Annotated in this window: 9 protein-coding genes; 5 read left to right on the forward strand and 4 right to left on the reverse strand. The window is 61.8% G+C overall.

Annotated features, from left to right (window positions below; genetic code table 11):
• The first annotated feature begins 62 nt into the window (after nucleotides 1-62).
• On the forward strand, nucleotides 63-1,115 hold the full coding sequence (locus QLG12_RS05665; RefSeq protein ID WP_197869205.1) for an AI-2E family transporter: 1,053 nt from the start codon (nucleotides 63-65) through the stop codon (nucleotides 1,113-1,115).
• Between the two features lie 598 nt (nucleotides 1,116-1,713).
• Here the strand turns inward: QLG12_RS05665 and QLG12_RS05670 are convergent.
• From QLG12_RS05670 to QLG12_RS05680, 3 genes are all read right to left on the reverse strand, one after another.
• Entirely contained in the window at nucleotides 1,714-2,340 is a 627-nt protein-coding gene (locus QLG12_RS05670) for an EF-hand domain-containing protein (protein WP_197869204.1), read from the reverse strand.
• Between the two features lie 110 nt (nucleotides 2,341-2,450).
• Nucleotides 2,451-3,500 (reverse strand): ATP-binding protein, encoded by a 1,050-nt coding sequence (locus QLG12_RS05675; protein ID WP_197869203.1) that lies wholly within the window; start codon nucleotides 3,498-3,500, stop codon nucleotides 2,451-2,453.
• The gene (locus QLG12_RS05680; protein WP_197869202.1) at nucleotides 3,500-4,249 is read right to left on the reverse strand and encodes a response regulator; all 750 of its coding nucleotides are present in this window, start codon (nucleotides 4,247-4,249) and stop codon (nucleotides 3,500-3,502) included. Before QLG12_RS05680 ends, QLG12_RS05675 begins: the two co-directional genes overlap by 1 nt.
• 295 nt (nucleotides 4,250-4,544) lie before the next feature.
• Here QLG12_RS05680 and pyrF point away from each other — a divergent pair, with 295 nt between their 5' ends.
• Nucleotides 4,545-5,243, forward strand: a complete 699-nt coding sequence (gene pyrF / locus QLG12_RS05685) for an orotidine-5'-phosphate decarboxylase (protein WP_007960372.1) — start codon at nucleotides 4,545-4,547, stop codon at nucleotides 5,241-5,243.
• A 52-nt stretch (nucleotides 5,244-5,295) separates the two neighbouring features.
• Here the strand turns inward: pyrF and QLG12_RS05690 are convergent, their stop codons facing one another.
• A complete protein-coding gene (locus tag QLG12_RS05690) occupies nucleotides 5,296-6,300 on the reverse strand; it encodes an NADP-dependent oxidoreductase (protein WP_282474099.1) in 1,005 nt (334 codons plus the stop codon).
• A gap of 228 nt (nucleotides 6,301-6,528) precedes the next feature.
• Between QLG12_RS05690 and QLG12_RS05695 the strand changes: the two genes are divergently transcribed.
• The 3 genes from QLG12_RS05695 (at nucleotide 6,529) to QLG12_RS05705 (ending at nucleotide 10,959) form a co-directional block, all read left to right on the forward strand.
• Nucleotides 6,529-7,290, forward strand: coding sequence for an SDR family oxidoreductase (locus tag QLG12_RS05695; protein ID WP_282474100.1), 762 nt, complete (start codon nucleotides 6,529-6,531; stop codon nucleotides 7,288-7,290).
• Nucleotides 7,291-7,485: 195 nt separating this feature from the next.
• Nucleotides 7,486-8,886 (forward strand): PLP-dependent aminotransferase family protein, encoded by a 1,401-nt coding sequence (locus QLG12_RS05700; protein WP_197869199.1) that lies wholly within the window; start codon nucleotides 7,486-7,488, stop codon nucleotides 8,884-8,886.
• A 108-nt stretch (nucleotides 8,887-8,994) separates the two neighbouring features.
• Entirely contained in the window at nucleotides 8,995-10,959 is a 1,965-nt protein-coding gene (locus QLG12_RS05705) for a methyl-accepting chemotaxis protein (protein ID WP_282474101.1), read from the forward strand.
• Nucleotides 10,960-11,153 lie beyond the last annotated feature (194 nt).

Consider the following 11,153-nt stretch of genomic DNA (forward strand, 5'->3'; position numbering starts at 1 on the left):
TGGCGGACACGCTCGGCGTGTTCGCCTACTCTTTGCCTGACTGATTTTTTTCGAGATTTCACATGCCCAATAATGATCGTCTGCTGGTGCAGATCCTGTTGCTGGTGCTGTTTGGTGCCAGTTTCTGGGTGATGGCGCCGTTCTGGTCGGCGCTGTTCTGGGGCGCGGTGCTGGCGTTTGCCAGTTGGCCGCTGATGCGCTTGCTGACCCGCTGGCTCAATGGCCGGGAATCCCTCGCGGCGCTGGTCCTGACCATGGGCTGGATGTTGCTGGTGGCGGGGCCGCTGGTGTGGCTGGGGTTCAATCTGGCCGATCACGTGCGTGATGCCACGGCGTTTATCAAGGATGTGCAGGTCGACGGATTGCCTGAGGCGCCGAGTTGGCTGGGCGGCGTGCCGTTGGTGGGTGAGCGTCTTGTCGGGATCTGGAACAGCATCGATCAGCAGGGCGCGGCGCTGATGGTGACGGTCAAACCTTATCTGGGGCAGGTCGGCAACTGGTTGCTGGCGCGCAGTGCGCAGATCGGCAGCGGGATTCTCGAGCTGACCCTGAGCATTGTCTTCGTGTTCTTTTTCTACCGTGACGGGCCGCGACTGGCGGCGTTCGTGCACAGTCTGCTGGAACGCCTGATCGGTGACCGGGCCGGGTACTACATCGATCTGGTGGCCGGTACGGTGCAGCGGGTGGTCAACGGGGTGATTGGTACGGCGGCGGCGCAGGCGGTGCTGGCGCTGATCGGTTTCCTGATTGCCGGGGTGCCGGGGGCGCTGGTGCTGGGGATCGTGACGTTCCTGCTCAGTCTGATTCCGATGGGGCCGCCGCTGGTGTGGATTCCGGCCACGGCGTGGCTGGCCTGGAAGGGCGAGTACGGGATGGCGGTGTTTCTCGGGATCTGGGGGACGTTCATCATCAGTGGCGTGGATAACGTGCTCAAGCCGTATCTGATCAGCCGGGGCGGGAATCTGCCGTTGGTGATTGTGTTGCTCGGGGTGTTTGGCGGGTTGATTGCGTTTGGGTTTATCGGGTTGTTTATCGGGCCTACGCTTTTGGCTGTTGCTTATAGTTTGTTGACGGATTGGAGCAAGAGTCAGGCTCGGGTTGAGGATCGGCGTTAACGCTGGGTATTGGCGGCCTTCGGGCCGACCAGGCTCTGGGTTGTTTTGGGTGAATATCCGTTTCTTCGGGTGTTGCGGCTGGCGGTTCCGCTCTTACAGCGGCTCACTTTTCCAAACGCCGAAAAGTAAGCAAAAGGCTTGGCCCCGGCGTTCGGCGCCTCGCTGAGGCTCCGCGTTCCTTCGCTCCGGGATTCATCCGGGGGCATCGCCTCCGGTTTGCTTCGCTGCACCTCCTCTCGATGTGTTTGGCTCCGCCAAACGGCGCTACGCGCCCACCCCCGGATAAATCCCTCCACTCAGCCTTCCGAAGGGGCCGGCACGTCAAAAGCTTTACTCGAGCTAACGCTCATCGTCTTGAGTGGTGGGAAGCCAAAGCCAAAGCCAAAGCCAAAGCCAAAGCAGGAGTGGGGTTGTATGTGCTTTAAACCTGAGTTCACCTCGGTATCTCACGTCGGCGTACCTCATCCAAACACCTCCTTCAGTTCCCTCTCCCTTTGGGAGAGTGCTAGGGTGAGGGGCGCTTTGATGACACACCGCCAAGTCAAAGCAAACCACTCACCCAGCCAACCTCAGTCGTCCCTCAAATCCTCACCCAATCTCAAGTCGCCACATTCAAATACTTGCCCACCGACGCGGTGCTTTCGAGCGAGTACTGCTTGCTCAGATTGGCAATCATCCGGTTCAGCGCCTCGGTAGTGGTTTGAGTATTGCTGGCGGTCCGTTCGTCATCCGGGCGCTCACGACCTGCATGCAGTGCAGCTTTCAGTTCATCGCTGCTGACGCCTCCACTGCTGTCGCTGTCCAGCACTTTGAGCAGGGCGGCGGCGTTGTCGGTGTTGTTCGATGAGGTGCTGTCGCTGGCTTGCAACGCACTGCTCAACTCGCTGGCGGTGACGCTGCCGTCGCCGTCGGCATCGAGCTGGCTGAACAGTTCGTCGCTGGTGGCTTGAGGGGGCGGAGGCGGTGGGGTGAGGCTGGCGGCGAGTTCGTCCTGGCTGACGACGCCGTCTTCGTTTTTGTCCAGGACCGAGAAGATTTTGCTGCTGTCGGCGGTGCTGCCGGCGCTGGTCAGGGCGCTGCCCAGTTCGTCCTGATCCACCGCGCCGTCGCCGTTGCTGTCGAGCTTGGCGAACAGTTCCTTTTGCAGTTGCTGGCTGCGGGCGTTTTGGGTGGAGGTGCTGCTGGTGCTGGTATAGCTCGTGTAGTTGCTGACGCTACCGATCATCGGGCTCACTCCTTGGACTGGAAAACCGGTGGGTGTACCGGCTTATGCAGCCTCCAGTCGCAAGGTGTCGTGGGTATGTGAGGTTTGTACCGGCCGGTACACAGTCAGGCTCAGTGGCGAGGCAGTTGAATCACGGCGGTCAGGCCGCCGCCGGGTGTTTCTGCCAGGGTCAGTTGTCCGCCCAGGCGTTGCGCGGCTTCCCGGGCGATGGTCATGCCCAGGCCGACGCCGCCGGAGTTGCGGTTGCGTGAGCCTTCAAGGCGGAAGAACGGTTCGAACACGGCTTCGCGCTTGTCCGCCGCGATGCCCGGGCCGTGGTCGATGACGCGGATCAGCAGTTGTTCGCGCTGGTCTTGCAGTTCGATGTGCGCTTGGCCGGCATAGCGCAGGGCGTTGTCCATCAAGTTGTTGATGCAGGAGCGCAGTGCCATCGGCTGCACCTGCAAGGGTGCGCAATGGCCGCTGACCTGAACGTCGGCGCCTTGATCCTGGGCGTTTTCGCACAGCGATTCGACCAGCGCTTGCACGTCCATCAACTGCAAGGCTTCGCTGGTGCGTTGTTCGTGCAGGTAGGTGAGTGTGGCGTCAAGCATACCGATCATGTCGTCCAGATCCTGGCGCATCTGGCCCTGCAGCTTGTCGTCGTTGATGTTTTCCAGGCGCAGTTTCAGCCGTGACAGCGGGGTGCGCAGGTCGTGGGAGACAGCGCCGAGCATCCGCGCCCGTTGCTGTACCTGTTCGCGGATGCGCTGCTGCATCAGGTTGAAGGTGTACGCAGCCTGCCGTGCTTCCCGGGGGCCGGTTTCGTCCAGTGGCGGGCTGTCGAGGTCTTCGCTCAGGCGCTCGGCGGCGTCGCTCAGGCGCTGGATCGGCCGGGTCAACAGCTTGGCGCCGTACCAGGCGGCGATGATCAGCGAGATGAACTGGAAGGTCAGCGGCACGATCGGCCCGCCGAACCACGGTCGCGGCGGACGGGGCGGGTAGCGCGGATCCTGCGGCGGCTGTTTGCCGTCGAGGTTTTGCGAAAACTCCGGCGGCGGAGGTGGGGGCGGCGGGCCGTAATGGTGGAACCAGGCGAAAGCCAGCAAGTGCGCCAGGACGATCGCCACCAACAGCACGCCAAACAGGCGGCCGAACAGCGTGTCGAAGCGCGCCCGCATCAGCCGATGTCTCGCGCGTCGAACAGGTAGCCTTCACCGCGAACGGTCTTGATCAGCTGTGGGGCTTTCGGGTCGTCGCCGAGTTTTTGCCGCAGGCGCGAGACCAGCAGGTCGATGCTGCGGTCGAAGGCTTCGATCGAGCGGCCACGGGCGGCGTCCAGCAACTGTTCGCGGCTGAGCACCCGGCGCGGGCGCTCGATGAACACCCAGAGCAGGCGGAATTCGGCGTTGGACAGCGGCACCACCAAGCCATCGTCAGCGATGAGCTGGCGCAGGACGCTGTTCAGGCGCCAGTTGTCGAAGCGAATATTCGCACGCTGTTCGCTGCGGTCGTCGCGCACCCGACGCAGAATTGTCTGGATCCGCGCCACCAGCTCCCGAGGCTCGAACGGTTTGGCCATGTAGTCATCGGCGCCCAGTTCCAGGCCGATGATCCGGTCGGTGGGTTCGCAGCGGGCGGTGAGCATCAGGATCGGGATGTCGGACTCTGCGCGCAGCCAGCGGCACAGCGACAAGCCGTCTTCGCCGGGCAGCATCAGGTCGAGCACCACCACGTCGAAATGCTCGGCCTGCATCGCCTGGCGCATCGCCGCGCCGTCGGTGACGCCGCTGGCGTGAATGTTGAAGCGGGCCAGGTAGTCGATCATCAGTTCGCGGATCGGCACGTCATCGTCGACGATCAGCGCGCGGATGCTCCAGCGCTTGTCATCTTTCTGCTCGTCGTTCACGGAGACTTGGGAGTTGTGCATGAGGCTGTTCATCTGCCAGTAGGCCGCCAACCACAAAGATAGGCTGCGAGGTTGTGGTTTCAGCATAGGCGTCCGGCCGTGAGGCGGGAAGGGCTGCTGTAAGGACTTGTTGCGGCTGGCGAGGCTAGCGCGGGCGCATGTTGCCGGCGTGTCGGTTGTGTATCGGGTTCGACACAATACCCTGCAAGGCTATGCTGATCACGGTTGGCGCAACGATTTACCGATCATCGGGTGCCGCGCCGCCGCCGGTTCCGCTACAATGCGCGCCGATTTCGACTTGCCTGAGAGCCCATCCATGTCCGCCTGCCAGACTCCTATCATCGTCGCCCTGGATTTCCCCACCCGTGACGCCGCACTGAAGCTGGCCGACCAGTTGGACCCGAAGCTGTGCCGGGTCAAAGTGGGCAAGGAACTGTTCACCAGTTGCGCCGCGGAAATCGTCGGCACCCTGCGTGACAAGGGTTTTGAAGTATTCCTCGACCTGAAATTCCATGACATTCCCAACACCACGGCGATGGCGGTCAAGGCCGCGGCCGAGATGGGCGTGTGGATGGTCAACGTTCACTGCTCCGGCGGCCTGCGCATGATGGCGGCCTGCCGTGAAGAGCTGGACAAACGCAGCGGCCCGCAACCGTTGCTGATCGGCGTGACCGTGCTGACCAGCATGGAGCGTGAGGATCTGGCGGGTATCGGTCTGGACATCGAGCCACAGGAACAGGTGCTGCGTCTGGCGGCACTGGCCGAGAAGGCCGGGATGGACGGTCTGGTGTGCTCGGCGCTGGAAGCCACTGCGCTGAAAACCGCGCATCCGTCGCTGCAACTGGTGACCCCGGGAATTCGTCCGGCGGGCAGTGCGCAGGACGACCAGCGTCGCATCCTGACTCCGCGTCAGGCGCTGGATGCCGGTTCCGACTATCTGGTGATCGGCCGTCCGATCAGCCAGGCGGCGGACCCTGCCAAGGCCCTGGCCTCGGTGGTTGCCGAACTGGCCTGAGCGATCAGCTGAAGCATCAAAGAAGGGAGCCCGATGGCTCCCTTCTTTGCTTTCAGACTTTCAACACCAGTTTGCCGAAGTTCTCGCCGCTGAACAGTTTGCCCAGGGTTTCCGGGAAGGTTTCCAGGCCTTCGACGATGTCTTCCTTGCTCTTGAGCTGACCCTTGGCCATCCAGCCGGCCATTTCCTGGGCGGCGCTGGCGTACTGCGCGGCGTAATCCATCACCACGAAGCCTTCCATCCGCGCGCGGTTGACCAGCAGCGACAGGTAGTTGGCCGGGCCTTTGACCGCTTCCTTGTTGTTGTACTGGCTGATCGCGCCGCAGATCACCACGCGTGCTTTCAGGTTGATACGGCTGAGCACGGCGTCGAGGATATCGCCGCCGACGTTGTCGAAATACACGTCCACACCTTTCGGGCATTCGCGTTTAAGGCCGGCCAACACGTCTTCGCTCTTGTAGTCGATGGCGCCGTCGAAGCCCAGTTCATCGACCAGGAACTTGCACTTGTCCGCGCCGCCGGCGATCCCGACTACCCGGCAACCCTTGATCTTGGCAATCTGCCCGGCAATGCTGCCCACCGCGCCCGCTGCACCGGACAACACCACGGTGTCTCCGGGCTTCGGTGCGCCGACATCGAGCAGGGCGAAGTAGGCGGTCATGCCGGTCATGCCCAATGCGGACAGATAGACCGGCAGCGGTGCCAGTTTCGGATCGACCTTGTAGAAACCTCTTGGCTCGCCAAGGAAATAATCCTGCACGCCCAGGGCACCGTTGACGTAGTCGCCGACGGCAAACCCCGGATTGTTTGACGCGATGACCTTGCCTACGCCCAACGCACGCATGACTTCGCCCAGACCCACCGGCGGAATGTAGGACTTGCCTTCGTTCATCCAGCCGCGCATGGCCGGGTCGAGGGACAGGTATTCGTTCTTGACCAGAATCTGCCCCGCCGCCGGCTCGCCGACCGGTACTTCCTGATAGGTGAAGGTCTCGCGGGTGGCGGCGCCCACCGGGCGTTTGGCGAGCAGGAACTGGCGATTGGTCTGGTTGGTCATGACAGGCACTCGAGTTGAATGAAGCCTTGTTGATAGACCTTCATGAGCGATGCCGCAAGGTTGGCTCACGGGGCGAATGCAGGCCGATCCAGTACGGTGATAGTCGATCCATGGGTTTCATCACTGCGATTCATGCAAGCCTAACCGGCCTTTTGATAGTGCTGACGTCACTCAGGCCCCTGTGGCTATGCTGCCTTCATCAATCCCCCCGCATTCGAGGACTTAACAATGAGCATGACGTTTTCCGGTCAGGTAGCCGTCGTCACCGGCGCGGCCAACGGCATCGGCCGCGCGACGGCCCAGGCATTCGCCGCCGAAGGTCTGAAAGTGGTGGTGGCCGATCTGGATGCGGCCGGGGGCGAGGGCACCGTGGCGCTGATTCGTACAGCCGGTGGCGAAGCGACCTTCGTGCGCTGCAACGTGACCGTCGAAAGCGAAGTGAAAAATCTGATGGACGAGGTAATCAAGACCTACGGCCGTCTCGACTATGCCTTCAACAATGCCGGGATCGAAATCGAGAAGGGCAAACTGGCCGAAGGCTCGATGGACGAGTTCGACGCGATCATGGGCGTCAACGTCAAGGGCGTCTGGCTGTGCATGAAGTACCAGCTGCCGTTGCTGCTGGCGCAGGGCGGCGGGGCGATCGTCAACACCGCGTCGGTGGCTGGATTGGGCGCTGCGCCGAAGATGAGCATCTACGCGGCTTCCAAGCATGCGGTGATCGGCCTGACCAAGTCCGCCGCCATCGAATACGCCAAGAAGAAAATCCGCGTCAATGCCGTATGCCCGGCGGTGATCGACACCGACATGTTCCGTCGCGCCTATGAAGCGGATCCGAAGAAAGGCGAATTCGCCAACGCGATGCACCCGGTCGGCCGTATCGGCACGGTCGAGGAAATTGCCAGCGCCGTGCTGTACCTGTGCAGTGATGGCGCGGCATTTACCACCGGCCATTCGCTGGCGGTGGATGGTGGCGTGACCGCCTTCTGAGAGGCCATTGGCTGATGCATGAACGAGCCCGCCCGCCGGCGGGCTTTTTTCGTCTCGGGGGCGGCTCCGTGAATTCGCTAAACAATGTGTTTCAAATATTGAGAAAGGAGGTTTTTGGCGGTTTTGTCGCACAGTCTCAAGGACGTGGCTGTGATTTACTGCCGCCAGCAAAAACGGACAGGAGTTTGCGTGCTCATGGAATTGAGAATTGACCGACAGGCAATGGTGCCGGTCGTACAGCAGATTGTTGACGGGTTGATCGACTGGATCATGCAAGGGCAGGTGCCGCCGACGACGCGCCTGCCCTCCGTGCGACACATAGCCCGGTGCAATCTGCTCAGCCAGTCGTGCGTCATGGAGGCCTGCGAACGGCTGGTGACGCAGGGCGTTCTGGCCTCGCGCCAGGGCTCGGGTTTCATTGTGGCGGCTTCGTTGCCGGAGTGTTGCAAGGCGATCGATGGCTCCGCCAGTGAGGGGCAGTGCAGTGGGGGCGATCCAGCCACCCGATGGCGCGGCGGTTTGACGCTGGGCAGTGGCGTCCTGCCCGAGAGTTGGCGCGAGCCTGATGATCTTGGCTATGCGATCCGCGAGGTGACGCGCGCCGACATGGCCAGTCTGTTCAACTACAGCACGCCCCTGGGCCTGCCGGCGTTGCGCGAACAGATCGTCAAACGCCTGGGGTTGCTTAATATCAATGCCGCCGAAGAACAGGTGATGACCACCGCTGGCGCCAGCCACGGACTGGACCTGATCGTGCGTACGTTGTTCAAGGCCGGTGATTGCGTCGTGGTCGAGACCCCCGGTTATGCGCCCCTGTTCGATCTCCTGCGCCTGCACGGCGTGCGCATGCTGGAGGTTCGTCGCACGGCGGGCGGGCCGGATGTCGAAGCGCTCGAGACATTGCTGCAGCAGTTTCGGCCGTCGGCGCTGTTCATCAACAGTCACCACCACAATCCCACGGGCAGTTGCCTGTTGCCGGCGGTCGCCCGACGAATCCTGGAGTTGAGCAGGATCTACGCTCTTAGGCTGATCGAAGATGATGTCTACGCCGACTTGCACAACGGTAGCGGTACTCGACTGGCAGCGCTGGATGACGAGAGGCGGGTGATTTACGTCGGCAGCTTTTCCAAGACCCTGAGCAGCTCGCTGCGGGTGGGTTTCGTGGTGGCCGATGGCGAGCTGATCGAGCGTATGGCGCGGGTCAAGATGATCAGTTGCATGGGCACCTCGAGGTTCTGCGAGGCGGTTCTGGCCGGATTGCTGGCCAGTGGTGCCTATCGAAAACTGGTACAGCGTCAGCGTCAGCGGCTTTCCACCGATCGTGCGGCTGCCCTTCAGGCGCTGGAAGATGCTGACTGGGAGGTGTTCGGCAAGCCCACCGGCGGTCTGTTCATCTGGGCACGTTCGCCAGTGGCCGATGAGGCGCGCTTGCGCAGGCATGCTCTGCGATGCGGTGTGCGGTTGTCTTGCGCAACGTCGTTCAGCCCCAGTGGCGAAGCCTGCGACTGGCAGCGGATCAACGTGGCTTACGCCTGTGATCCACGGGCACGGCAGTTTTTCCGCGATACAGCCATGGATCGACCTCGAACGTTCTGAAAACGACGCGAGCGTAGCTTTTTGCCATTATTCCGACGCCAGAGACTTGTGCTGGTTCAAGGCCATTGCGAATCTTCGACAACAGACTATGGCAGGGGACTACGCGCAATGATTTCGGCCATGCAAGGACGTTTTGCCAACCTCGGTATGGCAAAAAAACTGGGTATCGGGTTTGTGCTGGTGTTGCTGCTGACGGCGCTGGTGGCCGCCATTGGCGTCTGGTCCCTGCAAACCATCAGTCAGCGCTTCGATGGCCTCAAGCAGATGTCATCGCTCAACAGTGGCTTGCTCAAGGTGCGCCTGCTGGAGCAGGACTACGCCCTGCACGGCAACCCGAAAACCGTCGATGCCTTGCACGAAGGCGTCGACGGTCTGATCGCCATGGCCGACCAACTCAAGATTTTGTCGCCGGGCAATGAGTCGGTCATGAATGACGTCCAACAATCATTGGGTGCTTATCGCAAGGCGTTCGATGAATTCGTCTCGTTGTCCCAGGCCAAGGACCTGGCGCTGGAAATGGCCAGTTGGTCGGTGTCCAGCGTTGCCAACAATCTCGATGTGTTGCAGGCAGGACTTGCCGATGACGGCGCATACACCCTGAAAGACAGCGAGGGCAAGGACGGGGCGCAATTCATCGAACAGGCCGGTCAGGTCAGTCAGGTCTCACGTTTGATGTTGCAGGCGATGAACGAAGCGCGAGTACGCCTGGATCAGAGCCGCAAGGGTGACGAGAGTGCCGGTCAGGGCAATATCGAGCAGGCTGCCCAGGCTCAGACCCAGGCCGAGCAGCTTAAATCCACGGTCAAGGATGAGGGTTACCTGACGGTGCTCAATGAAGTGTCCGGGCACATTGCCGGTTTCAGCGACAAGCTGGCCGAGTACACCGGATTGCTGGCCCAGGAAAAGACCGTCTATCAACAGCTGCACCAACGGGCCGACGAAGTCGTGGCGCGGGTCCAACAGGCCTATGTCGCGCAAGACGCCGCGATGCAGGGCGAACTGAAAAAGAATTCGGTGCTGATCATTGGCTCATCGGCGCTGGCGTTGCTGGTCGGGCTGATTGCGGCGTGGGTGATCACCCGGTTGATCGTCGCACCGTTGCGCAGCGTGATTCAAGTGGCGCAACAAATTGCGGCCGGTGATCTGAGCGCAACGATCGAGGTCTCCCGTCGCGACGAAATCGGCCAACTGATGCTGGCCATGCAGCAGATGGGAGCGGGCCTGAGCACGATTGTCAGCGGGTTGCAGGCGGGGATCGAGCAGTTGGCCAGTTCGGCGCAATCGCTGTCGGCGGTGACAGAGCAGACCAACCTTGAGGTCAGCAGCCAGAAAGAGGAAACCGAACAGGTGGCGACGGCGATGAACCAGATGACCGCCACCGTTCATGATGTGGCGCGCAACGCCGAAGAAGCGGCGCTCGCAGCGCAGACCGCTGACGGCAAGGTCGAAAGCGGTCAGCAGGTGGTGCGTCAGAGCATGGCGCGGATCGAGCAACTGGCGGACTCGGCGACCTCGGCCAGTTCGAGCATTGAAAGCCTGAGCGCGGAAATCCAGAACATCGGCACGGTGCTGGAAGTGATCAAGAGTGTTGCCGAGCAGACCAATCTGCTGGCGCTCAACGCCGCGATCGAAGCGGCGCGAGCGGGCGAGCAGGGCAGGGGCTTTGCGGTGGTCGCCGATGAAGTGCGGGCGCTGGCACGGCGCACGCAGCAGTCGACCGAGGAAATCGAGCGGCTGGTCAGCGCCTTGCGCTCGTCGGCGCATTCGTCGGTGCAGCAGATTCAGAGCAGTGGCGAACTGGTGAAGCTGGCGGTGAGCGATGCGTTGCAGACCGAAAGTGCGTTGGGGAGCATTGCGGCGGCGGTTTCGTTGATTCAGCAGATGAACCAGCAGATTGCGGCGGCGGCCGAGGAGCAGAGTTCGGTGGCCGAGGAGATCAATCGCAGTGTGACGAGTATTCGGGCGAGTGCGGATCAGTCTTCGATTGCCATGCGCGGGAATGCGGCTTCGAGTGTTGAGCTGGCGCAGTTGGGGAGTGAGTTGCGGGGGATGGTGGGGCACTTTCGGCTTTGACCTTGGCGGCCTTTGGGCCGACCAGGTTCCCGTTTTATTGCGTTCATATCCGTTTCTGCGGGTGCTGCCGCTGGCGGTTTCGCCCTTACGGCGAGTCCCTTTTTCAAACGCCAAAAAGGAACCAAAAGGCTTGGCCCCTGCGTTCGGCACCTCGCTTTGGCTCGGTGTTCCTTCGTTCCGGGATTCATCCGGGG

The sequence above is a fragment of the Pseudomonas sp. V88_4 genome (assembly GCF_029967985.1).
Taxonomy (GTDB): domain Bacteria; phylum Pseudomonadota; class Gammaproteobacteria; order Pseudomonadales; family Pseudomonadaceae; genus Aquipseudomonas; species Aquipseudomonas glycinae.